The organism is Bradyrhizobium sp. Pha-3 (assembly GCF_042258325.1).
GTDB classification, from domain to species: Bacteria; Pseudomonadota; Alphaproteobacteria; order Rhizobiales; family Xanthobacteraceae; genus Bradyrhizobium; species Bradyrhizobium elkanii.
This window is the reverse complement of sequence record NZ_CP170151.1, coordinates 1,578,082-1,603,674: the sequence shown is the minus strand read 5'-3', so window position 1 is coordinate 1,603,674 and position 25,593 is coordinate 1,578,082. Positions and strand designations below refer to the sequence as shown.

Annotated in this window: 24 protein-coding genes; 8 read left to right on the top strand and 16 right to left on the bottom strand. The window is 64.8% G+C overall.

The features are described from left to right. Positions 1–200 precede the first annotated feature (200 nt). The 6 genes from ltrA to ACE10X_RS07685 all read right to left on the bottom strand — a co-directional run bounded on the left by ltrA (position 201) and on the right by ACE10X_RS07685 (position 7,367). Positions 201–1,577 carry a group II intron reverse transcriptase/maturase gene (gene ltrA, locus ACE10X_RS07710; RefSeq protein ID WP_028144467.1) on the bottom strand — a complete coding sequence of 459 codons (1,377 nt, stop codon included), beginning with the start codon at positions 1,575–1,577 and terminating at the stop codon, positions 201–203. A gap of 472 nt (positions 1,578–2,049) precedes the next feature. Further along, the gene (locus tag ACE10X_RS07705; protein WP_026192245.1) at positions 2,050–3,045 is read right to left on the bottom strand and encodes a TorF family putative porin; all 996 of its coding nucleotides are present in this window, start codon (positions 3,043–3,045) and stop codon (positions 2,050–2,052) included. 393 nt (positions 3,046–3,438) lie between these two features. Then, complete coding sequence (locus ACE10X_RS07700) at positions 3,439–3,855, bottom strand: hypothetical protein (protein ID WP_038384219.1); 417 nt, start codon at positions 3,853–3,855, stop codon at positions 3,439–3,441. A 214-nt stretch (positions 3,856–4,069) separates the two neighbouring features. Further along, positions 4,070–5,386: a glycolate oxidase subunit GlcF gene (gene glcF / locus ACE10X_RS07695; RefSeq protein WP_304557523.1), complete on the bottom strand. Its 1,317-nt coding sequence runs from the start codon at positions 5,384–5,386 to the stop codon at positions 4,070–4,072. Next, on the bottom strand, positions 5,383–6,618 hold the full coding sequence (locus ACE10X_RS07690; RefSeq protein WP_038384222.1) for an FAD-binding protein: 1,236 nt from the start codon (positions 6,616–6,618) through the stop codon (positions 5,383–5,385). The genes glcF and ACE10X_RS07690 overlap by 4 nt, the downstream gene beginning before the upstream one ends. A gap of 32 nt (positions 6,619–6,650) precedes the next feature. Then, complete coding sequence (locus tag ACE10X_RS07685) at positions 6,651–7,367, bottom strand: ArsR/SmtB family transcription factor (protein ID WP_375764132.1); 717 nt, start codon at positions 7,365–7,367, stop codon at positions 6,651–6,653. Positions 7,368–7,531: 164 nt separating this feature from the next. On the opposite strand from ACE10X_RS07685, the gene ACE10X_RS07680 reads away from it, so the two are divergent. Then, positions 7,532–8,017, top strand: coding sequence for a putative quinol monooxygenase (locus ACE10X_RS07680; protein ID WP_244435765.1), 486 nt, complete (start codon positions 7,532–7,534; stop codon positions 8,015–8,017). 143 nt (positions 8,018–8,160) lie between these two features. On the opposite strand, the gene ACE10X_RS07675 is transcribed toward ACE10X_RS07680, so the two are convergent. Then, positions 8,161–9,306, bottom strand: coding sequence for an acyltransferase (locus tag ACE10X_RS07675; RefSeq protein ID WP_038384224.1), 1,146 nt, complete (start codon positions 9,304–9,306; stop codon positions 8,161–8,163). Between the two features lie 319 nt (positions 9,307–9,625). Here ACE10X_RS07675 and ACE10X_RS07670 point away from each other — a divergent pair, with 319 nt between their 5' ends. Beyond that, positions 9,626–10,039: a hypothetical protein gene (locus ACE10X_RS07670; RefSeq protein WP_038384225.1), complete on the top strand. Its 414-nt coding sequence runs from the start codon at positions 9,626–9,628 to the stop codon at positions 10,037–10,039. On the opposite strand, the gene ACE10X_RS07665 is transcribed toward ACE10X_RS07670, so the two are convergent. Beyond that, positions 10,036–11,529, bottom strand: a complete 1,494-nt coding sequence (locus ACE10X_RS07665) for an FAD-linked oxidase C-terminal domain-containing protein (protein ID WP_137482614.1) — start codon at positions 11,527–11,529, stop codon at positions 10,036–10,038. The two genes, ACE10X_RS07670 and ACE10X_RS07665, sit on opposite strands and share 4 nt — an antisense overlap. A 236-nt stretch (positions 11,530–11,765) precedes the next feature. Between ACE10X_RS07665 and cycA the strand changes: the two genes are divergently transcribed. Beyond that, positions 11,766–12,158, top strand: a complete 393-nt coding sequence (gene cycA / locus ACE10X_RS07660) for a cytochrome c-550 CycA (RefSeq protein WP_018269764.1) — start codon at positions 11,766–11,768, stop codon at positions 12,156–12,158. A gap of 135 nt (positions 12,159–12,293) precedes the next feature. Here the strand turns inward: cycA and poxB are convergent, their stop codons facing one another. After that, complete coding sequence (gene poxB / locus ACE10X_RS07655; protein WP_038384228.1) at positions 12,294–14,030, bottom strand: ubiquinone-dependent pyruvate dehydrogenase; 1,737 nt, start codon at positions 14,028–14,030, stop codon at positions 12,294–12,296. A 110-nt stretch (positions 14,031–14,140) separates the two neighbouring features. Continuing rightward, complete coding sequence (locus ACE10X_RS07650) at positions 14,141–15,103, bottom strand: alpha/beta fold hydrolase (protein ID WP_038384230.1); 963 nt, start codon at positions 15,101–15,103, stop codon at positions 14,141–14,143. A gap of 359 nt (positions 15,104–15,462) precedes the next feature. Between ACE10X_RS07650 and ACE10X_RS07645 the strand changes: the two genes are divergently transcribed. Further along, entirely contained in the window at positions 15,463–15,639 is a 177-nt protein-coding gene (locus ACE10X_RS07645) for a hypothetical protein (protein ID WP_018269760.1), read from the top strand. 97 nt (positions 15,640–15,736) lie between these two features. On the opposite strand, the gene ACE10X_RS07640 is transcribed toward ACE10X_RS07645, so the two are convergent. Both ACE10X_RS07640 and ykgO read right to left on the bottom strand, forming a co-directional pair. After that, a complete protein-coding gene (locus ACE10X_RS07640) occupies positions 15,737–16,405 on the bottom strand; it encodes a tetratricopeptide repeat protein (RefSeq protein WP_051002944.1) in 669 nt (222 codons plus the stop codon). A 123-nt stretch (positions 16,406–16,528) separates the two neighbouring features. Next, on the bottom strand, positions 16,529–16,654 hold the full coding sequence (gene ykgO, locus ACE10X_RS07635; RefSeq protein WP_002718645.1) for a type B 50S ribosomal protein L36: 126 nt from the start codon (positions 16,652–16,654) through the stop codon (positions 16,529–16,531). A gap of 470 nt (positions 16,655–17,124) precedes the next feature. Here ykgO and ACE10X_RS07630 point away from each other — a divergent pair, with 470 nt between their 5' ends. The 4 genes from ACE10X_RS07630 to ACE10X_RS07615 are packed head-to-tail and all read left to right on the top strand — an operon-like array spanning position 17,125 to position 20,104. Further along, entirely contained in the window at positions 17,125–18,009 is an 885-nt protein-coding gene (locus tag ACE10X_RS07630; protein ID WP_225162235.1) for an amidohydrolase family protein, read from the top strand. A gap of 36 nt (positions 18,010–18,045) precedes the next feature. Beyond that, a complete protein-coding gene (locus tag ACE10X_RS07625; RefSeq protein ID WP_038384233.1) occupies positions 18,046–18,885 on the top strand; it encodes a dienelactone hydrolase family protein in 840 nt (279 codons plus the stop codon). After that, positions 18,882–19,625, top strand: a complete 744-nt coding sequence (locus tag ACE10X_RS07620) for a haloacid dehalogenase type II (RefSeq protein WP_038384234.1) — start codon at positions 18,882–18,884, stop codon at positions 19,623–19,625. The genes ACE10X_RS07625 and ACE10X_RS07620 overlap by 4 nt, the downstream gene beginning before the upstream one ends. Before the next feature lie 5 nt (positions 19,626–19,630). Further along, positions 19,631–20,104: a YbaK/EbsC family protein gene (locus ACE10X_RS07615; protein WP_028341121.1), complete on the top strand. Its 474-nt coding sequence runs from the start codon at positions 19,631–19,633 to the stop codon at positions 20,102–20,104. Here ACE10X_RS07615 and ACE10X_RS07610 read toward each other — a convergent pair. From ACE10X_RS07610 to ACE10X_RS07595, 4 genes are all read right to left on the bottom strand, one after another. After that, positions 20,101–20,481 (bottom strand): hypothetical protein, encoded by a 381-nt coding sequence (locus ACE10X_RS07610; RefSeq protein WP_304557512.1) that lies wholly within the window; start codon positions 20,479–20,481, stop codon positions 20,101–20,103. The two genes, ACE10X_RS07615 and ACE10X_RS07610, sit on opposite strands and share 4 nt — an antisense overlap. Positions 20,482–20,621: 140 nt before the next feature. Continuing rightward, the gene (locus ACE10X_RS07605; protein WP_038384236.1) at positions 20,622–21,611 is read right to left on the bottom strand and encodes a tripartite tricarboxylate transporter substrate binding protein; all 990 of its coding nucleotides are present in this window, start codon (positions 21,609–21,611) and stop codon (positions 20,622–20,624) included. 400 nt (positions 21,612–22,011) lie between these two features. Beyond that, complete coding sequence (locus ACE10X_RS07600; protein WP_375764131.1) at positions 22,012–24,447, bottom strand: hypothetical protein; 2,436 nt, start codon at positions 24,445–24,447, stop codon at positions 22,012–22,014. Positions 24,448–24,636: 189 nt separating this feature from the next. Then, positions 24,637–25,551 carry a LysR family transcriptional regulator gene (locus ACE10X_RS07595; protein ID WP_038384237.1) on the bottom strand — a complete coding sequence of 305 codons (915 nt, stop codon included), beginning with the start codon at positions 25,549–25,551 and terminating at the stop codon, positions 24,637–24,639. Positions 25,552–25,593: the final 42 nt, after the last annotated feature.

Sequence of the window (25,593 nt, the reverse complement as noted above, 5' to 3'; positions counted from 1 at the left end):
CCCGTTCACTTCATTCCGGCCTGCAACCTCCCTGTCTACGCTTCGTAGCGACCGTTACCGGACGCCACGCAAGACTTGGTACACGGCCGCTCGCTAGGCTTTGCCGTGGCCGTCATCTCAGACGGCAGATTTCAACGCGCTTGCAAGGCGCAACTCCCACACCACCGGACATACGGGTCCGTATCCGGCGGTTCAGCGGATTATGCGGGTCGCCGTGCCGCGACGGAAGCCAAGCCGAGTGAGGCAAAGAAGCCGTTTGGCAGAGCAATGGTGAGCGCGGGGCTGTTCGCGAGCCGCCAAGGGCCACGTGGGCTGCCGGCGGTTTGCGCCGCCAGATCCCGGCCGACGCCGCGGCGTCGCAACTCGGCAAAGCGAGCGGGTCCATACTTCCATTGCTTCCAGGCAACGGCGCGCAACCGTCGCCTGATCCACTGGTCAAGCACGCGCAACACCGACGGGGTTTGACAGAAGCCGAAGTAGCCGTGCCACCCAATCAGGTAGGTCGACAGTTCTTTGGCGATCTGCACGAGGCATCGACCACGCGTGCGTCGCGTGAGCTCCCGAACCTTCGCCTTGAAGCGGGCGAGTGCCTGCGGCGCGATGCGCCGCCGCGGTTCTTGCCCGCCGGTGAAGCTGAAGCCCAGGAACTTGCGAACACTCGGTTTGGCAACCGCGCTCTTCGCTTTGTTGATCTTGAGCTTGAGGCGCTTTTCGAGGAACCTCTCGACGCCAGCCAGCACCCGTTCGCCCGCCCGCTGACTGCGCACGTAGATGTTGCAGTCGTCGGCGTAACGCACGAAGCGGTGGCCGCGCTTCTCCAGTTCCTTGTCCAGCACATCCAGCATCAGGTTCGACAACAGCGGCGAGAGCGGACCGCCCTGCGGCGTGCCCTCTTCCGTCGGACTGACCAGCCCTCCTTCCAACACACCCGCATTCAGGAAGGCGCGGATGAGCTTCAGGATGCGCTTGTCAGCAACCCGCTTGGCAACCAGTCCCATCAGGATGTCGTGGTTGACCCGGTCAAAGAACTTCTCCAGGTCGATGTCCACCACGATGCTGTGGCCGGCCGCAATGTACGCCTGCGCCCGTTCCACCGCCCGATGTGCCGAGCGCCCCGGCCGAAAGCCGAAGCTCGTCTCGGCGAACGTCCTATCCCAATCCGCCTGCAGCACCTGCATCACCGCCTGCTGGATCAAGCGGTCGAGCACCGTCGGAATGCCGAGCGGCCGCAGGCCGCCCGACGCCTTCGGTATCTCCACCCGCCGCACCGGCTGTGGCTTGTAGGTGCCGTCAAGCAACTGGGCTCGGATCGCAGGCCAGTGCTCCTTCAGGTGGGCTGACAGCTCGCCGACGGTCATCCCGTCGACGCCCGCCGCGCCCTTGTTGCGCTTTACTTGCGCCAACGCTGCCTTCAGATTCTCACTCTCGACAACGTCTTCCATCGACGGTCCTGCGACCGCCGGGCGTTCGAGACAGACTTCCGCCGCACGCGCTTCAGGCTCTCGGGCGCCGGCGCTTCGGGCTTCACCCTCCGCTCCGGGGCTCAAGTTCAGCTCGACCTGATTCTTCTGCCGCATGGCTCGCACGAGATCGCCGCTCTACTGACCACTTCCACCGTTCAGGCCTTCAGCGGCGCGCTGCCGCCTACTACGCCCTCGGCTGACTTCTGCGCTGCGGTCAGGCCGTCTTGCGACGGTCTCAGTCTCGTTGCCGAGACACAGCGCAGACCTCCCGAGGTAAGACCGACCGCCTTCACCGCACGCCCGCCGAATTTACCACCCCGACCTTTGATGACCTTGGACTTCGCGATCAATTGCTCGCTCGTCCGGCCGGGTAGGCCTCGTTATCCGGTGTTTGTCCATCGGGCCGCGGCTTTGCTCCACGCTTTCTTCAGACCCCACCTCACGATGACGCCCTTGCGCTTCGCTAATCCTTCGCCGCCATCAGGCTGGATAGAGGACTTCCACCTCCAAGCTGTCGCTCATACTCGGCACACAACAAAAAGGGCGGCAGATTGCTCTGCCGCCCCTCGATCTCCGGAAGGAGAGATTACTTCAAGTTGGACATCGCGGTCAGGTCGACCGAGAGCTTGGCGATGCCGGCCGCGCCGCACCAGTTGGAGCCCGTGCCGCCCGGATTGATCGGGGTCACGTTGGTATTGCCGCCCGCGGTAAAGTCGCTGGTGAAGGCGCTGCAATCACCCTTCGACATGTCGGTGTCGGAGTAGCGCAGATCGAGCGTGAACACCTTGTAGGTGAAGCCGATGCCGATGTTCCAGGTGTTGTAATCGGCATACTTGATGCCGTTCGGGAAGGCCGGAACGCCGTAGAAGCTGTCCGAGGTGCCGAGCCACTGCCGGCCGAACTCACCCGACACATACATGCCGACGCCGCTGGAACCGAACACGGTGCTGGGCGCGGTGTACTTGCCGATGATCGACGAGTAGTTGCCCCAGGCGCCGGTGTTGAGGAAATTCGGCGAGTAGTACTCGTTGATGGTGAACGCCCAGTTGTCGTTAATGGTCCAGGTCGCCTTGCCGTAGACTTCGAAGAACGAGACGTCCTTCTTCATCACGTTGAAATTGGTCAGAGTGTTCGCCTGGCATTCTGCGCTCAGCGGATTGCCCGCGAAGTCGGCCACGGCACCGCCGCCATAATAGCAGGTTCCGCCCGGATACAGATAACCCCAGACACCGATGTCGAAGGCGAAGGCGCCGAAGGTCGGGCGGATACCGCCGTAGACGTCCACTTCAGCCGCGGCGCGGTTGGCGAAGGAGATGCTTTCGGTCGACGTACCGACGTAGAGCTGCAGGTCCTTGCTGACGTTGTAGCGCGGCTCGAAATAGGCGGTGACCGACGGATTGTGGTTGGACTGGGTGACGCCGCGGAAGATGTAGTCGCTCATGATGCCAGCGCCAAAGGCGATGTCCCACGGGTCGAACGGAGCCGGCGGCGGCGCCTTGACGGCCTTCACCGCCATGTCAGCTGCCATTGCCGAGCTCGAAATCATTGCTAGCGCCGTTGCTAACAAAGCCAGTTTCTTCATGACGATCCCCATCTAACTTTTCCAGACAGCCCAGCTCCGGTGGCCCCCAGGGCGCGCGCTAACGGACTGCAACTAAATCGCGTGGATCAATCTGAGGCCCGTGCACGGTACCGTGAAGCCAAAAAGACATGCATGTGCCGCCTTTTTAGGCGTTCTAGCCATCTTGCCGCATGTTGATTTGCGGGTGTTGCATTTGCACCACAAAACTGCTGCTCCCGCACCGGTTGAACGGATCATCCGGAGAGGGAAACGGCAACAGTCGGCCCGGCGCGAGAGCATCGGCGCGAATCGCCGTGCCCGCAAAAGCACGGATCGTCACCGCACCTACGGAAGAAGCCGCAGCGTGGCGCGCTGCGGCTTCGATCAGTTGAACCTCGGCAATGTGGCGGCGGCTTAGTGGTGCTCGCCTCCGTCGGCCGACCCGGCAATCCAGCCCGGCGCCGGTTCGTGGCTCGGCGTGGCCCAGCTCTGAGCCGGCTGCGGCTCGGTCTCGGGCGCCGGGGGCGCCGCGACGGGGGCGGCCGGCTTCGGCGCGGCGGCCTTCTTCGGAGCAGCGGCCTTCTTCGGCGCGCTCTTCTTGGCGGCGGCTTTCTTGGCGGCCTTCTTCGGCGCAGCCTTCTTTGCAGCTTTCTTTGCCGTTTTCTTCGCAGCTTTCTTGGCCGACTTCTTCGCCGATTTCTTTGCAGTCTTCCTGGCGGATTTCTTCGCAGCCTTCTTGGCCGACTTCTTCGCGGACCTCTTCTTCGCTGCTACCACCTTCTTGGCCTTTTTGGCCTTCTTGCTTTTCTTCGCCTTCTTCGACTTCGCCATCGTGGTCCTCCTGTTGCCGCTATCTGAGTCCACCGGGCGCATTGAAGTGATCGCTTGCCGGACGTTGGCTGCACCTCGAGGAGAGGCACTCTCCACTTCGCTTGTCGGGCATGATGGCCGCGCGATCGCTTCGCGTCTGTGGCAAGGAAGCGCCGGTCCTTCACGTTGCGTCAGGGCAAGGCTGAGGTCCGGATCATGCTCGAGTGGCAGTCGATCAATTCAATCCTGGCCGGGGACCTCCTGTCGCCCAATCGAGAAGCTCAATCGTGTGCACCACAGGAACTGACGTACCGCCGGCAATCTGAACCATGCAGCCAATATTGCCCGCAGCGATCATGTCCGGTTTGACAAGCGCAATATTGGCGACCTTGCGATCGCGCAATCTGCTCGCAATGTCGGGCTGGAGAATGTTGTAGGTCCCCGCCGAACCGCAACACAAATGGCTCTCGGGCACATCTTTCACCACGAATCCATTCTTGGAAAGCAATTCTTTCGGAAGTTGAGTGATTTTCTGTCCATGCTGCAACGAACAAGCGGAGTGATAGGCGACGGTGACGTCGCCTTTCTGCGTTGAAGGCGCGAGCTCGAGAGCCGAGAGATACTCGGTGATATCCTTTGCCAGCGCCGAGATTCGCTTGGCCGGCTCCGCGAATGTTTTGTCCTCGCGCAGCAGGTAGCCGTAGTCTTTGACAACTGTCCCACAGCCCGAGGTCGTCACCAGGATGGCGTCGAGCCCGTTCTGGTCCGCTTCCCTTTGCCACACCGTGATGTTGGCCCGCGCGCGCCCCAGCGCGTCGCCGTCCTGCCCCATGTGATGGGTCAACGCGCCGCAACATTGCTCGTCCTTGACCAGCACCACCTCGACGCCGTGCCGGGTCAGGACATTGATCGCGGCCTGATTGATGCGTGGCGCCAGCACCTGCTGGGCGCAGCCCTGCAGCAGCGCGACCCGGCCGCGCCGCCGGCCGATCGGCGCAAACACGGTTCCCGCAGCCGGCCCCGGCTGCGGCAGGCCGCGTGGCGCAAGCGCCAGCATCGCCTTGATCCTCCGCAGCAGACCCGGGCTCGACGCACCGACCGATGGCGTCGGCAGCAATGCGGCGAACGGACGGGCGAACCCGGCCAGGATCATGCTGATCCGGAACAGGCCCGGCCGCGGCAGCACGAGGGCGAGCACCGACCGCAGCAGCCGGTCGGTCAGCGGTCTCTGGTAGTCCCGCTCGATCCGGACCCGGGCCTGGTCGACGAGGTGCATGTAGTTCACGCCCGACGGACAGGTGGTCATGCAGGCGAGGCACGACAGGCAACGGTCGATATGCTTGACCACGTCGGCCGTCGGCGGCTTGTCCTTCTCCAGCATCTCCTTGATCAGGTAGATGCGGCCGCGCGGACTATCGAGCTCGTCGCCGAGCAGCACATAGGTCGGGCAGGTCGCGGTGCAGAAGCCGCAATGCACGCAGGCGCGCAGGATCTTGTCGGCTTCCTTGATGTCGGGATCGGCGAGCTGCGCCAGGGAAAACTCGGTCTTCATGCAGCCCCGCCTCGCATCATCCGGCCGCGGTTGAGGACGGACCTCGGATCGAAGCTCGCCCGGACCCGTTCACCGAGCGCGGCAAGCCCGGCCGCCTGCGGCTGGAACACATCGACCGCCCGGCGTACATCCTCGGTGGCGCGGATCAGGGTGGCGTGTCCGCCGATCGCCTCGACCTGGCCGCGGACCAGCGTGGCCTGGGCATCGGCGCCCGGCGGCACCGCGGCCCAGATCAGCCCGCCGCCCCAGTCGTAGATCACGTCGCCGCCGGTGGCGCGCGACAACGCCTGGCCCAGCGCGCCGCCAGAGGCTGGCGGGCAAACGATGCGCCACACCGGCCAGGCCCCGAGCGCGCCGTTCGCCGCGAACGGCACCACGTCGCGCAGCGCGCTCCAGATTGCGGCCGACGCATCATCGGCGAGGCTGTCGACCGCTCCAAAAGACGAGAGCGTCTGGCTGAGCGAGGCCGCCCGATGTGCCGCCGACGCCGAAATCCCCTCCAGCCGCACCAGCGTGACCGGCTGGCCGGCGGCGAGGCCGGCGAGCGCACCGCCCCCGGACCGCAACGCCGAACCCGGCAGATGCGCGGCGCCGGAGACGTCGAAGGGCGAGCCCAGCGCCGCCGTCATCGCCTTGTTGGCGGTGACGTCGTCGAGCCCGCGCAGCAGCAGCGTCCGCTCGGCTTCCGGCTTCGGCATGACCTTGAGCGTCACCTCGCTCATGACCGCGAGCGTGCCCCAGGAGCCGGTCAGCAGCTTGCAGAGGTCGTAGCCGGTGACGTTCTTCACCACCCGCCCGCCGGTCTTGAAGCTGTCGCCGAACCCGGACACTGCGTGCGCCCCGAGCAGATGATCCCTGATACCGCCGGCCTTGATGCGGCGGGGACCGGCCAGTCCGGCGCCGATCATGCCGCCGATCGTGCCGGCGCCCGCGGTGCCGAGCAGTACAGACGTGTCCATCGGCTCGAAGGCGAATTGCTGGTTCTTGGCGTCGATCAGGGATTGCACGTCGGCGAGCGGCGCGCCGGCCTGCACGGTAATGATCAGTTCGTTCGGCTCGTAGGAACTGACCGCATTCAGCGCCGAGACGTCGAGCAGCGCATTGGTCGCCATCGGATGGCCGATGGCGCGCTTCGACCCATGTCCAATGACCTCAAGCGGCTGCTCGCTGGCAACCGCCGCGCGCACCACTTCCTCGACGTCTTTTGCGTCTCTGACCTTGAGCGTGTCCACGCCCTAGCCGGTAACCAAATTCGGCTCCGAAATCAAATGCGCGCGCCGAACAAATTTCTGAATGCGAGGAGTCCGGCGTCGGTGATTTCGACGGAGCGGCCCTGCGGCCGGCGCCGGATCCAGTCCCGTTGCAACGCAACGTCGGCGACCGCAGCCCCTGCCCGCCCGGCCAGATGCGGACGCCGCTCGCTCCAGTCGAGACACGGCCGGCACAAGATCCGCCGGCTCCGCGCCGGCGAACGCAGGTCGATGCCGAGATCGCCGAGCAATGCACGGCCGGAAGCAGTCAGCTCCCCGGCCTCCTGGTCCAGATTGAGGTGGCCGCGGTCCCGCATCGCATCGGTGACGGCGACGCCGAGCTCGCCGGCAAGGTGGTCGTAGCAGGTCCGGGCCCGGCGCATCTCGGGATCGATGCGCGGTGGCGGCCGGGACGGGTGCGGATCGATCGCGGCAACCGTCATCATGCCCTCGAGCATCTGCGCAACCAGCGGCGTGGCCAGCCGGTAGAAGCGGCGCGGACCACGCCGCTCGACCTTGAGCAGCGCCCGCTCGACCATGCGCGAAAGGTGCCAGCTCGCGGTCTGGGGCGTCACGCCCGCGACCAGCGCCAGTCCGCTCGCAGTCTGCGGGCGTCCGTCCATCAGCCGCGACAGGATGCTGGCGCGGCCGGAATCGGCGATCAGCCCGGCGAGTTCGGCAAGCTCTGGTGCGATGGTCTGCATGGCCGGCTCCGCATCGATCGACGTCATCTGTTTGTCGCACGTCATGCCGCTGCAACGCTTCGATCATGATCGAAATGTTCACGACATCGACATTTCGACCATCACCGAACTCGGTTCGCCGAACGATCGACTATCTCTCGCGTTGCGGTTCGGCCGGCAGGACGGTTGGCGCGAATCATCTGGAGGCGAACATGAAACGTTCGGAAGTGACGACCACGACGATGATGCTCACCCGGCGATCGGCCGTCGGCTGGTCCGCAGCGATCATGGCGATCGCCGGCGTCTCGCCCTTCGCCGGATCGCAAGCTCGATCGGAGCACAGCAACGGAGGACTGCCAATGAAGCACTATGCGATGAGCACGAGAACCATCAGCGATGCAATCAACACCGCTGGCCTTCTGGTTGTGGCGCAATGGGAAGCCAAGGAGGGACAGGCCGACAAGGTCGCGGAAATCCTCGACGGCTTCCTGCCCGAGGCGCAGAAGGACCCCGGCACCAAGCTGTTCCTGATCGGCCGCGGCAAGGACAATCCGGCGCAATTCCTGTTCTACGAATTGTTCCAGGACGAAGCCGCGTTCAAGGCACATCAGGACAGCGCGGCTTTCAAGACCTACATCGCGGAGCAAGCGCTGCCGCTGCTCGCCAAGCGCGAGCGGTCGCAATACGCGCTGCTGTGAAGAAAAGCGCGGTGGGGAGGATGGTAGAGCGTTTTCGAGCGAAGTGGACCCGGTTCGCGTGAAGAAAACGCGTCAAAACAAGAAGCGAGAGCTTCGGTTCTGATTCAATCAGAACCGAAGCTCGTCCTTCCCGCCGGCGCGGGTCAGATCGATGCGCCGCTGTTGCCGAGCGTTGTGCGCAAGCCGGCCCGCTCGGGCGGCCTGCGCCAGAAGCCGACGATCGAGATCCGAGACAGCACCGCGGCCTCGAGGCTCTCGACCTGGGTTCGGAGCCGAAGCGCGCGTTTCTCGACGAGATGCCAGGACGCGACGGCGACGCCGAAGGCGAGCGGCAGGCTGATCAGGAGGTTCAGATACCAGTGCTGGACCGGCGGGCCGAAGGTGGCGACGCATTGCTGGATGACGAAGCCGTAGAGATAAAGCCCGTAGGAGTAATCGCCTGACGAGACGATCCAGCTCCGCCGCGGGTTCATCAGGCCGAGATAGCACGCGACATAGGCGGCCGGCACGGGAGCCAGCGCGTCGCCGCGTCCGGTCGCCATGCCGGCGGCGCACAGCACCAGCGCCAGCAGGCACACGGTGCGGTTGAACGGCACCTTGTCGCGCCAGAGGTAGAAGCCGACGCCGGCAAGGAAGCAGAACACCAGAAGGTGCGGGCGAAGCTGGATCGGCACCTCGTCCCAGCGGTAGATGTCGTAGACGATGAGCCCGATCTGGGCGATCACCATGAACCCCAGGAACGCAACCCGATTGAAGCAAATCGTGAGCACGGCGAGCAGCGCCAGGATGACGTAGCACCACAGCTCATACGGCACGGTCCAGAGCTGGGCGTTCACCAGATCCGGCAGCGGATTGTGCAGGAATACGCCCGGCAGCTCGTAATGAATGTCGCCGACGATATTGAGAAAATAGGCGTGGAATTTCGGATCGGCGACATATTGGGCCAACGGCAGCTCGGTGAAGACCGAACCGATGATGATGGCCGACAGCGTGGTTTCGACCGCGAGCGCCGGCCCGATCCGTAGCACGCGCAGGCCGAGGAAGGAAATCAGGCTCTTGCACCGGAGCAGGCTCGCGGTCACCAGGAAGCCGCTCAGGGCAAAGAACAGCGCGAGGATCATCGCGACGCCGATGCGCAGCGTGCTCTGGATTTCCAGCGCGCGGCCGAGCCCGAGCGTCACATTCGTGCTGTGCAGGCCAATGATCGACGCCGCCAGCGCGATCCGCATGTAATCGAAGCCCGCGGGCCGATTGCGCGAAAGCGCCAGCTGATCGGCCAGGCTGGGCATTGATGTGCTCCCGAAGACATGCATCTGCGGAAAATACCGAGCAACAGTCTAAGGCCGTGTAAATGGGTCCGCGCTGTAATTGCAGCGACGCGCGACAGCGGCCACCGCGGCAAGCATCGGTTAAGGTTATCGAATGGCTAGGGCGATCCGTCGAATTGTATCGACCGGCCCTCGCGCGTTGGTGGCCCTGGGCGCACGCTCACGCATGTTGGCCTCGGGGCCAATAGCTGACGTGGCTCCTGATGCCCTGGAAGCAGGCTTGTTATCGTCATTCGGCAACCGTTGATTTGATCGCGGCTCCACCAGGAGAACCATCACGATGCACATCAAACCGATAGCCATCGCGCTGCTCGCGATGATCGCGCCAGGACAGGCGCGTGCCGCGATGCTGACCGACGCCGAGGCGATGTTCCTCGACCAGCTCGCTACCGCAGCCGCGGTGCTCGAACAACGATGCACCGGCTATGAGGCCAATGGTGCCGGCGGCGTTCAAACGGGCGCCAGACTCCTCGGCAGCCCCGACGCCGCGATGGCCATGATCAATGCCTTCGACGCGGCCATCAAGGCTCACGACGGCAACGACTACGATCCGCGCAAATTCCGCCCCGAGGTGTCCGAAGCGGCCGGCAAGACCTTCAAGCGAGTCCGGGCGGCGTTGATCAGAGACCCGGAAGCGGCCTGCGCCGGCTATGGCGATAGCGGCGCGGCGTCGGGGCTGCTCAGACGATACTAGAACCGCGGGATATCCGGGAACGCCAGCTTGCCGGCGTGGACATGCACGCGGCCGAGCTCGGCGCAGCGGTGCAGGGTCGGAAACACCTTGCCGGGGTTGAGCAGGCCCTCGGCATCGAAGGCGCATTTCAGCCGCTGCTGCTGGTTGAGGTCGATCTCGGTGAACATGTCCGGCATCAGGTCGCGTTTCTCGATGCCGACCCCGTGCTCGCCGGTGAGCACGCCACCGAGCTCGACGCAGCAGCGCAGGATGTCGGCGCCGAACGCCTCCGCCTTCTCGATCTCGCCCGGCTTGTTGGCATCGTAGAGGATCAAGGGATGCAGATTGCCGTCGCCGGCGTGGAACACGTTGGCGACACCGAGGCCGTATTTCTCGGAGAGCTCGCGGATCCGCGCCAGGGCCTTCGGCAAGGCGCCGCGCGGGATGGTGCCGTCCATGCAGAGATAGTCCGGCGAGATGCGCCCGACCGCGGGGAACGCCGCCTTGCGGCCGGCCCAGAACAGATTGCGCTCGGCCTCCGAGGTCGAGATCTGGCAGGAGGTCGAACCGCAGCCCTGCGCGATCGCCTCGACGCGCTTGATCAGCTCGTCGACCTCGACCTGAGGGCCGTCGAGCTCGATGATCAACAGCGCCTCGACGTCCAGCGGATAACCGGCATGGACGAACGCCTCCGCGGCGTGGATCGCGGGTTTGTCCATCATCTCCATGCCGCCGGGGATGATGCCGGCGCCGATGATCCGGGCGACGCATTCGCCGGCCGCCTCGACCTCGGCGAAGCCGACCATCAGCGCACGCGCCGTCTCCGGCTTCTGCAGGATGCGCACGGTGATCTCGGTGATGACGCCGAGCAGCCCCTCCGAGCCGGTGATGATTCCCATCAGATCATAGCCGGCATTCTCGGCCGACTTGCCGCCGATGCGCAGGATCTCGCCCGACATCAGCACGATCTCGCAGCCGAGCACGTTGTTGGTGGTCATGCCGTATTTCAGGCAGTGCACGCCGCCGGAATTCTCCGCGACATTGCCGCCGATCGAGCAGGCGATCTGCGACGACGGATCGGGCGCGTAGTAGAAGCCGGCATGGGCGACCGCCTGGCTGATCGCGAGGTTGGTGACGCCGGGCTCGGTGACGACGACGCGGTTGTCGAAGTCGATCTCGCGAATCCGCTTGAACTTGCCTAGTCCGAGCAGCACGCCGTCGGCGAGCGGCAGCGCGCCGCCGGACAGCGAGGTGCCGGAGCCGCGCGGCACCACCTTGATGCCCTGGCCCTGGCAATATTTGAGGACCTTCGACACCTGCTCGGTGGTATCGGGCAGCACCACGACCATCGGCGGCTGCCGATAGGCGGTCAGGCCGTCGGATTCATAGGCCAGCATCTCGGCGGCACTGTCGATCACGCCCTCGCCCGGGACGATTGCGCGCAAGGCGGCCACGATTTCGGCGCGGCGAGCGAGGACGGCCTGGTCGGCCGCCGGCATCATGATGGACATCGTTGTTCCCTCGGCTGGGCTTTTTGCCCTTCGCCGATTTGTTACGACAAATCAATCACGTCTGCACCTGTTTCAGTGGACCGGCCGAAGGTCGGATTGCCCCACCCCGCAATGGCGAGTTCTCTCTCGGACAAGCGGGCGGCCGCGAAACCTGTCAAAGTTTCGTGGCTTGTCCTGTCCAAGCCGGACATGCCACAAACGATCACTACCTCCCGGGACGAAACGAAGAGAACCCCATGAACCTAAAGACCTTGAGCGCGCTGGCGGTCGTCACATCGCTGGCTTCCGCATCCTCCGCGCTGGCGCAGGATGCCGCCGCCGGCAAGACCTCGTTCAATAAATGCCTCGCCTGCCACGCAATCGGCGAAGGCGCCAAGAACAAGGTCGGCCCCGAGCTCAACGGCCTCGACGGCCGCCATTCCGGCTCCGCGCCGGACTACAATTATTCCGATGCCAACAAGAATTCCGGCATCACCTGGAACAAGGAAACCTTCCTCGAATACATCAAGGATCCGAAGGCCAAGATCCCCGGCACCAAGATGGCATTCGCCGGCATCAAGAACGAGAACGAGGCCAACAACCTCTGGGCTTACGTCTCGTCGTTCGACAAGGACGGCAAGCAGAAGTAATCGGCGGTATCGGTCGCCGTCCGCCCGGCGCCAATGCTGGGGCGGACGTTAGAACGGGATGGCTTTTCTTCGAAACGCCATCCCGTCTGGCTCTCTGATTACGCACTTTTTCCGGATCAAGCTCGGCCGCCGCGATCAGCGCGGCAACAGATTGGTCTTGGCGAGATCGACCACCTCGTCGCCGCGGCCACTCATCACCGCGCGCAGCACCCACAGGCTGAATCCCTTCACCTGCTCCAGCGTGATGGTCGGCGGCATCGACAGTTCCTGCGTCGCGGTCACGACGTCGAGCACCGCCGGGCCGTCATGCGCGAGCACGTCGCGGATCGCGCCCTCGAGCTCGCCGGGATCCTCCACCCTGACGCCGTGAATGCCCATGGCGCGGGCCATCGCCGCGAAATCCGGATTCTTCAGATCGACCCCGGTCTCGATGAAGCCGGCGGCCTTCATCTCCAGCGCGACGAAGCCGAGCACGCTGTTGTTGAAGATCACGACCTTCACCGGCAGCTTGGCCTGGGTCAGCGTGATCAAATCGCCCATCAGCATGGCAAAGCCGCCGTCGCCGGACATCGACACCACCTGCCGGCCGGGCTGCGCCGCCTGTGCGCCGATCGCATGCGCCATCGCATTGGCCATTGAGCCATGCACCCAGGAGCCGACCAGACGGCGGCGGCCATTCATTTTCAGATAACGCGCGGCCCAGATCGTCGGCGTGCCGACGTCGGCGGTGAACACCGCGTCCTCGGTGGCCTGCTCGCTGAGCAGGCGCGCCAGATATTGCGGATGGATCGGCTTTTGGCCCGGCTTGCCGCGGGCGAGGTCGTCGAGGCCGGCGCGGGCATCCTTGTAATGCGCGAGGCTGGCGTCGAGAAACTTGCGGTCGGTCTTTGCCGTGAGCTTCGGCAGCAGCGCGGCGATGGTCTCGCCGACGTCGCCGACGATGCCGAGGTCGAGCTTGCAGCGGCGGCCGAGATTTTCCGGGCGGATGTCGACCTGCGCGATCTTGATGCCGGTCGGGAAGAACTGCTTGTAGGGAAAGTCGGTGCCCAGCATCAGCAGCACGTCGCAGCCGTGCATGGCGGCATAGCCGGAGGAGAAGCCGATGAAGCCGGTCATGCCGACGTCGTAGGGGTTGTCGTATTCGACATATTCCTTGCCGCCGAGCGCGTGCACGATCGGGCTCTTCAGCGTCTTGGCAAGCTTGATCAAGCCGTCATGCGCGCCGGCGCAGCCGCGGCCGCAGAACAGCGTGACGCGCCGCGCGCCATTGAGCAGCGCCGCCAGCGCATTCAACTCAGGTTCGGCCGGACGCACCACCGGCGCCGGCGGCAGCAGGCCGGCATTCGGCGCGATGTCGCGCTTCGGCGCCGTCCGCATCGCGACGTCGCCGGGCAGCACCAATACGGCGACGCCGCGCTTGCCGACCGCGGCGCGGATCGCGTTCTCCAGCATGTAGGGCAGTTGCGCCGGATCCGACACCAGCTCGCAATAATGGCTGCATTCGCGAAACAGGTCCTGCGGATGGGTCTCCTGGAAATAGCCGCCGCCGATTTCAGCGGAGGGAATCTGCGCCGCGATCGCCAGCACCGGCGTGCGGCTGCGATGCGCGTCGAACAGGCCGTTGATGAGATGGAGATTGCCCGGGCCGCAGGAACCCGCGCACACCGCGAGCGCGCCCGTGATCTGGGATTCGGCGGCGGCGGCGAACGCGGCCACCTCCTCGTGACGCACATGCAGCCAATCGATCGTGCCGCGCTTGCGCAACGCCTCGGTCAGGCCGTTGAGGCTGTCGCCGACGACACCGTAGATGCGCTCGACGCCGGCCTGGGCAAGGGTTTCAGCGATGAGGTCGGCAATGTTGTCGATCCGCATGAGACGTGTCCTTTGCTGCAATCCGAAACCGGTGAGCCGCATGATGTTCGGCGCCGCGGGGCGGCGCAAGCCTTGCCGGATCACATTCGCGCGGCGCAAAGGCGCGGCAGCTATTGCGCCGTCACCACGTCCCGCATCATCAGGTCGGCCATTGTCTCGATCTCGGACGCCACGAGGTCAGGCACGACGTACTGCACCATGTGGCCTGTGCCCGGCAGCACAATCAGCTTCGCGTTCGGCGCCGATGCGGCGAGCGGCCGCGAATGGATGCCGGTCGAGACCGTCTTGTCGATGTCGCCCGAAATGATTGACAGCGGCGCCCTGATCTCGGCATAGCGCGGGGCCTGTTCGACGACGGCGGCCTTCAGCGTGACGAGGTCGCGCGCATTGGCGATGAACTCGCGCGGACGCAGCAGCAACAATGCCTCGCTGTCGCGGACGAAGTCAGCCGGTATCGGCTGCGGCGCGAACACGCTGCGCGCAGCCGAACTGGCAATGAGGAGACCGAGCGGCAGCGTGATCGTGTGCGCGAGCAACGGCCCGATCAGCGGCGTCGCAATCACGTCATTGTAGCGTCCGGCGCCGCCGCGCCACGGATAGGCCACAGGGGCGAGCAGCACGAGGCCGGCGACGCGATCCGGATGATCCAGCGCAATGCGCAAGGCAAGCGCGCCGGCCCAGGAATGCGCCACCACGATCGCCCGCTCGACGCCGAGCCTGGTCAACGCCTCCACAATCATCCGGCCCTGGATCGCGGGCGTCGAATCCGCGACGCGCTCGCGCGGGCTCCAGCCGTGACCCGGCCGATCGATCAGGATGACCCGGCGCGCTTTGGCAATGCGATCGCCGAGCGGCTGCATCGCGCGCAGATTGGAGCTTGCGCCATGCAGCATCACGACCGGCGGCCCAACCGCGTCGCGCGGACCGAGTTCGACCACATGCAGCCACGCCCCGGCCACATCGATCATTCGGCCCCGAGGCGGAAAGGCGCGCTGGATCAGCAGGGCGCCGAGCTGTGTCGCCAAGGCCAGCGCCAGCCCGGCTACCGCCAGCGCAATGATTACGGTCAACATCGAGAGGATCCGAAAGGTCGTAGGCACCTGATTGGGCACCTGACAATTACGACGAAGCCGAAATCAGGTTTCGCGCGGATGTTCCCCCTGCCCGGACATGCTCTTGTTCGAAAAGCCAATTGTCGATTTTCCGGCTCGCGCCCCGGCGCGGAGTTGTCCACAATGCGCCCAGCCTGTGGATAGCGGGTTCATACCTGCGTCATTAGTAATTTCATAGATTGGCGGTGGCATTTTCGCCATCAGACGCGAGGCTTCATCGACACCGGGACGCTACTGGAACGCTTCCTGGCTTGTACACAGTATCCACAGGAACCGGCGTCCGCATGACGAGTTCAACGGGAAGTAATCGGAGGAGTACCATGATTTCCGACCCTAGCGATGCGGCCATCGATCAGATCGTGGCGAGCTGCAATGGCGACCTGCGCGGCGCCCTGAAGGCACTGTTGCTGGTGAATGAGCATCTGGAGGCGGAGCTTCAGCAATTCTATGCTGCCGTAGCCCAGGACACCGCGTCCCGCGGCAAGTTCTTGCACTAGCCTCCTGCGCCGGACCGTATCGCGAGCAAGCATCAGGCTCGTGAGCAACGTGCCCATTCGCGGCCATCGCCCCACGATCGCGATCAATCGCACGCAATCAGATGTCGCGGCCTTCGACCTTTTCGGTCAGCTGCTTGACGATCTGCGGCACCTTCTCGAGGTAGGGATCGACAGCCAGCGCCTTGCGGAAGGCGTCGAGCGCACGCTTGTCGTCGCCCATGTCCTGCATGATCATGCCGACGCCCGCCAGCGCGCCGAAATGGCGGGGTTCACGGGTCAGCACCTGCTGCAGGTCTCCCAGCGAACGAACGTAGTCGTTCTTCAAATAGTAGATCGTCGCACGCCGGTTCCAGGCCTCGACATAGTCGGGGCGGAGCTTGATCACCGCGTCCAGCAGCTTCAGCGCGACATCGACATTCTGGGCATCGATCGCCGCCTTGGCGCGCACCATCAACAGCGCCGCGGTATCGCTCGGAGTTTGCAGCCACAGCGCCCAGATCCGCGCCTCGACATGGCGGGCGCTGTCCTCGTCGGGGGCGGCCTTCAGGGCGCCGAACAGGAAATCCAGTCCGCGGGTGCGGTCGGCCGGCACCTTCGGCAGCTTGGTCGGAGCTTCAGGTAGTTTTTTCTGGGCCTTGGGCGGCGGGACCACCCGCGGATCGTCCTGCGCAACGGCTGCAACAGGCATGGCCAGAAGCGCGGCGATGAGGATCGCCAGCCGGCGGTTGGCGGGCCCCAGGAACTTGGATCCGAGCTTTAATCCCATGGCGGAAGTCTAGACGCACAACGCCGCACTGCAAAGCAGCGCGGCGTCAAAGACCTGTGAAGGAAGGATCGAAATCGGCCGGCGACCCGGGCAGGATCAGCCTTGTCGATCAGATTGGTCGGATCAACCCTGGCGCGCCTTGAAGCGGCGCTGGACCTTGTTGATCACGTAGACGCGGCCCTTGCGGCGAACCAGACGGTTGTTGCGATGGCGGCCGCGCAGCGACTTGAGCGAGTTACGGACCTTCATGGGACAATCCTGTTGCTTCGAAAGGCCCGTGTTGGAGGCCGTACCTGATCAATGCCAATATTTGGCAAAATGGGATTTATCCCGATAAGCGGCCTGCCGCCCGGGACGGCCGGGTTCTAAGCCATCGGACCGTTAAATGTCAACCGAGACGGGCCGATTTTCGGGCCCATCCTGGCTTGGAACCCGCGCGAGGCACCGAGCCACGTCCTTGAGATCGCTCCGGAAACGGCGACGGCCACAATTATCCGGGCCATCGAGGCGACCCGCCATGTCCCTTTGACGGTGGCGTCACGGCCGCCGAATCGCGTTTCCGTCCTCCGCGCGCCGCCCCCGACCGTGACAGAACCGGACTTTGCGCCGGATTGAGCTCGGCGCGCAACCATAAGCCTTCAACTCCTCGGCGCTTGCGAAAATCGTTATATCATATAATTATTTTCCATCACCAATGAACACGCCGCCGGGGAAGCCGAATGCCCAAGCTCAAACTGCCCGACATCGAAAAGGTCACCGCGATCGACATCCACACCCATGCCGAGGAGCCATGCGGCATGCATGGCGACGACGGCTATGACGACTTCCAGGCGCAGATGGCCGACTACTTCAAGTCGCCGCACAAGCATCCGCCGACCGTGCCGGAGACCGCCGCCTACTACCGCGCCAAGAACATCGCCGCGGTGATCTTCCCGGTCGACGCCGAGCGCGAGACCGGCTTCCGCCGCTACAACAATTACGAAATGCTCGAGGTCGCCTCCGACCATCTCGACGTGCTGATCCCGTTCGTCTCGATCGATCCGCACAAGGGCAAGCTCGGCGTCCGCGAGGCACGCAAGCTGATCGAGGAATACGGCGTCCGCGGCTTCAAATTCCACCCGACCATGCAGGGCTTCTACGCCAACGACCGCATGGCCTACCCGCTCTATGAAGCCATCAATGACGGCGGCGCGATCGCGCTGTTCCACACCGGCCAGACCGGCGTCGGCTCCGGCATGCCGGGCGGCATGGGGATGCGGCTGAAATATTCCAACCCGATGTACATGGACGACGTCGCGGCCGATTTTCCCGACCTCAAGATCATCCTCGCGCATCCCTCCTTCCCCTGGCAGGAAGAGGCGCTGTCGGTCGCGACCCACAAGCCGAACGTCTATATCGACCTCTCCGGCTGGTCGCCGAAATACTTCCCGCCGATCCTGGTGCGCTACATCAACTCGATCCTGCAGGACAAGATGCTGTTCGGCTCGGACTGGCCCGTGATCACGCCGGACCGCTGGCTCGCCGATTTCGCCAAGCTCGACATCCGCGACGAGATCCGACCGAAGGTCCTGAAGGCCAACGCGCGGAAGATTTTGGGCATCTAGGGGAGTATTGTCGGCGGCAAGCTTCGGAGGTGGTTCATGACGAACTTCACCGGACTTGCCACCCTCTCCGCACTCCTGATCGGAAGCGCAGAACTCTGCTGCGCGGCACGCGCCGGCCAGCCGGCCGCGTTCGTCGAATTCGAGAGCCCGCTTGCAAGTGCGCAGCCACTGCAGGGCTATCTGCGATTGCCCGATGGACCGGGCCCTTCGCCCGCCGTGGTGCTGCTGCACGGCTGCGGCGGCTTTTTCAAGCAACTCGACGAGCGCTGGGGCAAGCGGCTGGCGGCCTGGGGCTACGTCACCCTCACGGTCGACCGGTTCGGCCCACGGGGCATCACCAGCACCTGCGCGAGCGGGCCGCCGGCTGCGACCGTCCACGACGCCTATCGTGCGCTGAGTTTCCTCGCGCGGCAATCGGCGGTTGATCCTGCCCGCGTCGCGGTGATCGGGTTCTCGCAAGGAGCGTGGCTTGCCCTGCTCTCGGTAGAGAGCGGCGCGATCGAGCGTAACGCCAAGGAGAAATTCCGTGCGGCCGTCGCGTTCTATCCGCCCTGCCTCAGCATCAAGGGCGACATGACGGTGCCGACGCTGATCATGGTCGGCGAGCTCGACGACTGGACCCCGGCCAAGGAGTGCCGGAATCTGGCCGAAGGCCGCGATGACTACGGCATCTCACGGCAGAAAGAGCTGGGGTATCCGATCGAACTCATCATCTATCCCGGCGCCTATCATGATTTCGACGTACCGTCATTCCGCGCGCCCCAGAAGCTGCTCGGTCATCACCTCGAATTCAACGAGGTGGCAAGGGATCAATCCATCGACGCACTCAGGAAATTCCTGTATGCGACAATCGGCGGGCAAGAGAGATCACAATGACCATCAAGGCAATCGTCTTCGACGCCTACGGCACACTCTACGACGTCCAGTCGGTGGCCGACGTCACCGAGGATGCGTTCCCCGGCTACGGCGACATCATCACGCAGATCTGGCGCATCAAGCAGCTCGAATATAGCTGGCTGCGTTCGCTGATGCGGCGCTACCAGGATTTCGCCGTCGTAACTCGCGACTCCCTCGCCTACACGCTGCGCTGCCTCGGCCTGCAATATGACGCGGCGACCTTCGCCCGCATCATCGACAAGTATCAGCATCTGGCGCTGTATCCGGATGCGGTCGCCGCGCTCGAGGCGATGAAAGACAAGAAGCTCGCGATCCTCTCCAACGGCAGCCCTGATATGCTGAATGCGCTGGTGCGCAACTCAGGACTAGACCGCGTGCTCGATGCGACCATCAGCGTCGATGCGCACAAGGTATTCAAGCCGGCGCCGGAGGCCTACACGCTGATCGAGGAGGTGCTGAAAGTACCGCCGGCGGAGGTGCTGTTCATCTCCTCCAATCCGTGGGACGCCTGCGGTGCCAAGTCGTTCGGCCTCAGCGTCGCCTGGATCGAGCGGGTGACGCCGGAAGCGATGGCGCTGGCCTGCGTCGAAAACGAGACGGTCGCGCCATTGACGATGTTCAAGGCACTGCGTACCCAGATGGACGAGCTCGGCGTCGTGCCCGATCACCGGATCCACGGTCTCTCCGAACTTCCCACCCTGGTGTCTGCAAGGTCCTGAACATTATGAGTCTCGACTCCGTCCGCGCCTTCTTCGCCGAGAAGGCGCCCGAAATCTCCGTGATCGAATCCACCACGAGCTCCGCGACCGTCGTGCTGGCGGCGGAAGCCTATGGCGTCGAGCCGGCGCGGATCGCCAAGACGTTGAGCCTGCGGGTCGGCGACCGCGTGGTGCTGATCGTCGCCGCCGGGACGTCGCGGATGGACAACAAGAAGGTCAAGGCGGCGTTCGGCGGCAAGCCGAAGATGCTCGGCCTCGACGAGGTCGCCGACATCACCGGTCACGAGGTCGGCGGCGTCTGCCCGTTCGGGCTGAAGACGCCACTGCCGGTCTATTGCGACGTATCGCTGAAGGCATTCGATGTCGTGGTGCCGGCCGCGGGCTCGACCCACAGCGCGGTCCGCATCACGCCCGACAGGATGGCGGAGCTGACCGCAGCCGAATGGGTCGACGTCTGCGAAGTCAGACCCGAGAATTAGTCCTCATCGTCGAACGGTGGCCGCGATGGCGCCGGCTGCACCGGCTGTGGTGCACGCGGCCGCTGCTGCATCTGCGGCTGCTGCGGCGCACGACCCTGCATTTGCGGCTGTTGGGCCCGGCCTTGTGTCTGCTGCTGTTGCGCGTTCGATTCGAACACGGCACGACAGCTGTTGGAAAGTTGCGGCGTGTTCTGCCGCAGGCAAGCCACGATGCGCTGCACGTCGGGCACCTGATCGCTGCAGAGCCGCCACACGTCCGGTGTGCACGCCATCTGCTGTTCCCAGGTTCCCCGATACTCCTCGGCGACCGCGGCCGTTGCCGTGGCAGCTCCGCCGATCGCTATGGCAAGGCTCAGGACGATCCGCTGCGATCGCATGTCGGGCTCCCGTAGTTCCAGATATTGGCCCGCGCGCGCAAGTTCCCGCGCCGCGATTTGCTCCAAAGCTGCCCAATGAATGCGGCCAAGGATCGTTCACGCGGACAACTAAAAGTGAAGAGAATTTGTCCCGGAGGGACCTATTCGACCTTCCCGATCTTTTTCACCGCCGCGATCAACCGCGCGCTGTCGTCTGCAACAAATTTTGAGAACGCCGGCGCGTCCATATAGGCGACCGGACTGCCCGCGGTTTCGAAGGTCTTGATCACCTCCGGCGCCTTCACGGCATCGGCCATCGCGGCGCGCAGCCGGTCCATGATCGGCACCGGCAGCGCGGCTTGCGCGAACAGTCCCGCCCAGATGTAGAACTCGACGTCCTTGTAGCCGAGCTCCTTGAACGTCGGCAGATCGGGGAAGCTCGCGATCCGCTCGGCGCCCCAATTGGCGAGCACGCGCATCTTACCGTCCTCGACCTGCTGCTTGAGCGTGCCCGGCGCCGACGCCAATGCCTGCACGGTGCCGGAAAGCAGCGCGGTGAGCGCCGGGCCTGCGCCACGGAACGGCACATGCAACAGCTTTATCCCTGCGCTCGCCGCGAACATCTCCATCGCGACATGCAGCGTGCCGTACGGACCGGACGAGCCGTAGGGGATCTGTCCCGGGCGTTTCTTCGCGTCATCGACAAATTCCTGCAGCGACGTCCACGGCGCCGAGGCCGGCACCGCCAGCAGCGTCGGGTCGGCGAGCACGCGCGCGACCGGCGCGAACTGCGACACCTCATAGGCAACCGGACGATCGAACAGCCGGTCAGCCTCCGGCAGCACCGCGAGCGAGGACAGCGTCATCAGCAGCGTATAGCCGTCGGGCTCGGCGCGCGCGGCCTGTGCATTGCCGATCGATCCGCCTGCTCCGCCGGCGCGATTGTCGACGATCACAGGCTTGCCGAGGATGCGCTCCAGCGCGAGCGCCACCGGCCGCGCCGCAAGGTCAGCCTGGCCGCCGGCCGGAAACGGCACGATCATCGTGATGTTGCGGTTGGGATAGGCGCCTTGCGCAAACGCGGAGTTGGCGAGCGCAGTCTGCGCAAGCGGCAATGCGGCGGCGGCGCGCAGGAGTTCGCGGCGATTCATCGAGAGTTTCTCCCCAGTCATCCTTCTTGGCGATCGCAGCCGATCGCAATGCCACGGTCATAGCCGCGGCTTGGTCGCATGGTGCAGGAGCGGGACGCGCATCTCAAGCGTCCCGCTGCCGCATCCGACGCGGACTGACCGATGGGGAAGATCGAGCCGGGCAGGTCGGGCCGAGTACATGCTGAGATTCGATCGAATAACGACGGCGCTGTGCTCCCTCTCCCCGTTCTTACGGGGAGAGGGTTGGGGTGAGGGGCTGCCTCCGCGTAAATGGCGACAGTTGGACTTGTGGAGGCTCCCCCTCACCCGGAACGCATCTAACGATGCGTTCCGACCTCTCCCCGACGCGGGGCGAGGTGAAGCTGGGTCCGCTGCGCGATGCGATGTAAGTCGCCTTGCTCTAGCCCTTGCGCGCCGCCTTGCGGGCCTTTCCGACCGACCGCTTGCTGGCCACGCCGCGCTTGGTCGCGGTCTTCTTGCTGGCGGCCGCGCGTCGGACCGGAGCTGCCGCGGCCGGCCGCTTGCGCGCTACCGCCTTCTTCGGCGCCTTCCTGGCCGTTTCCCTCGCAGCTTTCCTGGCGGCCTTCTTCGCTGCTTGCGGACGCGCGCGTCGCGCTGTTGTCGCGCTGCGGCGCCGCGTGCTGCTTCCTCCGATCGGAACAAGGTGGTCGTCGGCATCCAGTGTGAGCTGCTGGAGCGGGAACGCCGGCAGGAAGCTCAGGTCGTTGTAGAGCTTGCTCAAACTGTCCTGATCGAACTTGCCGCCCTGCCCGCGATCCTCGCCCGCACCGGCGCGCCAGGCCGCTTCCCAGACCCGGGCCAGGGTCTTGGCACCGTCCTGCATGCAGGCCGCGGTGGCATCCTTCAGCTTCGACCACAGCGCCTCGACCTGGCCGCTGCCCATGTGCGAATTGAACAGGTTGACGATGGTCATCGGCGGCAACCGCTTCACGGTCCGCTGCATCAGCGCGACCACGGCAACCGCGGCGTCGCGGCCGGTCGGCGTGCCGCCCGGAGCAATCTCCGCGACGTCGCCGGTCCGGGCGGCAGGGATCATCTTGATGAGATCCTTGCCGTGGCGGCCGATCATCGTGGTCTCGTACACACTGTGGACCTTGGCATGCGCCTTGTCGTTCGGATCAAGGCCATGGTGGAATTGCGAGATGTGCAGCGGCTGGCAGGCATCGCCGATGTAATGCGCGACGATGCCGGCGGCGCAGACGAACTCCAGCTTCTTGTTGGCGGCGGCGTACTCCACCATCTCGTCGAAAATCTGCCAGACCCGGAACGGCAGCGCACCGCGCCGGTCCTCGCCGATCCCTTCGTAATAGTCGTTCCAGACCTTCGGATCGACGTTGCGCGTCGACTCCGCGCAAAGCTCGAGCAGCGTCTTGCCGTCCCTGCCCGGCTTGTCCATGTCGGCGAAATGGTTGCTTTCGTCGGTGTGCCGGGTGAAGCGCCAGACCAGGTCGGCGACATCGGCGAGCGGCGAGAACGTGCCTCGCTGATGCGGCTTGAGGTCGGCAAGCAGCTTGTCGTCGAGGCCGATATTGCCGGAATTGGCGTCCATCATGGTGGCGAGCTTGGGCAGCTTCGCATCGATCAGACCGGTCGCGTAGGCGCCGATCTTGACGTGGCCCCATTCGCCCCAATACTCGGTGTGGCCGGCGTTCCAGTCGCCGATCAACTCGACATCGAGCTCGCGGCACAGCGTCGCCATGCAGATGCCGAGCGCAACCTGCATCGGGACCTTGCCGCTCGATCCGAACAGTTCCTGGCCGCCCCATTCGAGTGCCAGAGGACTGAGGATGCGCGCGCCGCTGGCGTTCTTCTTGGCGTCCGGATCGTCGACGAACCAGACCGTGCCGGAATCGCCGGGATAGTTGTTGAGCGGCGTGTCGCCGTCGCGCGGGCCGATCACGAAATCGCTGACATATTCCATGCCGCCGACGGTTTTGTAGCGATAGAACAGGCCGAGGATCTTGCCCTTCATTAATCCGCTGGTCGCGCCGAACGCAATCAGCGGCTGGTTGATGATGTCGAGACGGAAGGTGCCGACATTGAGGTCGACGACGTCGCCGACCTGGCCGACGCCGTAGACCTGTGCGGTCCAGCCCTTGATGTCGTCGACGCGGATCAAGCCGGCATCGAGATTGGCCACCACGCGCGAGCCGGGCCAGCCGGGATAGACCTCGCTGAAGGCGCGCTTGCCGAGTTGCAGCGCATCGCTGACGCCGAGGCGGCGGTCGGTGTTCTTGAAGCCGGCGAAGATCTCGCGGCCGGCGGCGCCGACCACGTGACGGTTGGAGAGCGCGAACACGGTCTCGCCATTGGTGACGAGACAGCCGATCGAGCCACGGTGGATCTTGCCCTGGATCATGGTCTGCACCGGAAAGCCGCCGCCGACCAGATCGCTCTTGAACACCGGCGGATCGACGGTGCCGGGGCTGCCCTCGTTCGGATCGACCTTGACGACGCAGGTGGGCACGACGCGACCGTCGGGCAGATAGAGGAACGGCGGCACCAGCTGGTCCTGCTTCTCGGGATGGTTCTTCAGCTCGGAGCGCTTCATCCAGTCGCGGACGAAGACGAGGATGCAGGGCCACGACCAGTCCTTGACCGACGAATTGAACAGCGTGCGCGGGCCGAGCGCCTGCGGCTTCGAGTGCGCCTTCCTTTCCGTCGCGTTGCGATCGTTGTCCCGGATCAGATAGCGCCCGATCGCCGTGGCGTAGACCGATTGCAGATGGGCGAGGTGCACGTGATAGGCCTCGCGGGCATCGAGCAGGTCCTTGACCGACAATGACGTGAAATCATGCTTGGTCAGATCAATCATCTGGTTCCTCCGAAAATGCGCTTTGCGGCAACACCGGTTCAGGACGCAGAAATAGACGATCGCAGCAGCCACGATCATGGGTTAGTTCACATAAGTTATACAATTTAAAAGGGATGACACGAATGTGACGGGCCGCACGGCGGTCGGCCGGTGCGCGTGCGGACGTCCGTTTCCGCTGAGTGCGGTGCTCTATTTCCGCTGGGCGCGCCCTTTGGCGAAATGCTTGGCCAGGAAATCCGCCAGCACCTCGACGCGGGCGGGACGCGGTCCGCCGGGCGGTGTAACGAGATGCACGGCGCCCTCGGGCTGCTTCCAGCCTTTCAGGATCACCTCGACCTCGCCGCGCGCGATCGCGTCGCCGACGATGAAGTCGGGCAGATCGGCGATGCCGAGGCCGGCGAGCAGCGCGGGCATCACCGCCTCGCCATTGTTGACCCGGAGCTGGCCGGCGGGACGCACGCTCGCCTGTTCGCCCGACGCGTTGGTGTAGTGCCACACGCCCTGGGTCGAGAGATAGGCGTAACCGAAGCATTTGTGCTCGGCGAGATGCATCGGATGGGTCGGCCGGCCGTGGCGCTTCAGATAGGACGGCGCCGCCACCGTGTAGCGCGGCATGCCACACAGCCGCCGCGCGATCAGCGAGGAATCCGGCAGCCGCGCGATGCGCAGGCCGGCATCAAAGCCCTCGCCGATCAGATCGACCGTCGCGTCGCTCAAATGCAGGTCGATCGAAACCTCCGGATAGGCCTCCATGAATTCCGGCAGCAGCGGCGCCACCGTCTTGATGCCGAAGCTCATCGGCACCGCGAGCCGCACCAGGCCGCGCGGCGTGGTCGATTGCGCCAGCGCCTCGTTCTCGGCGGCCTCGCCGTCGGCGAGCAGCCGCGCGGCGCGCTCCGACAATTTCTGGCCGGCATCGGTCAGCGCCAGCCGCCGCGAGGTGCGGTTGAACAGCCGGGCGCCCAGCCGCTCCTCCAGCCGGCTGACCGCCTTGGACACCGTCGCCTTGGACAGCGAGAGCTCGCTCGCGGCCGCCGCAAACGACCGTAATTCCACAACTTTTGCGAAGATCGCGAGCGCCTCGAAGTCCGGCAGTTTCGACATGGGCAGCAGTCCTGATTGCCAATTTTGGAAACAATGAGTTTC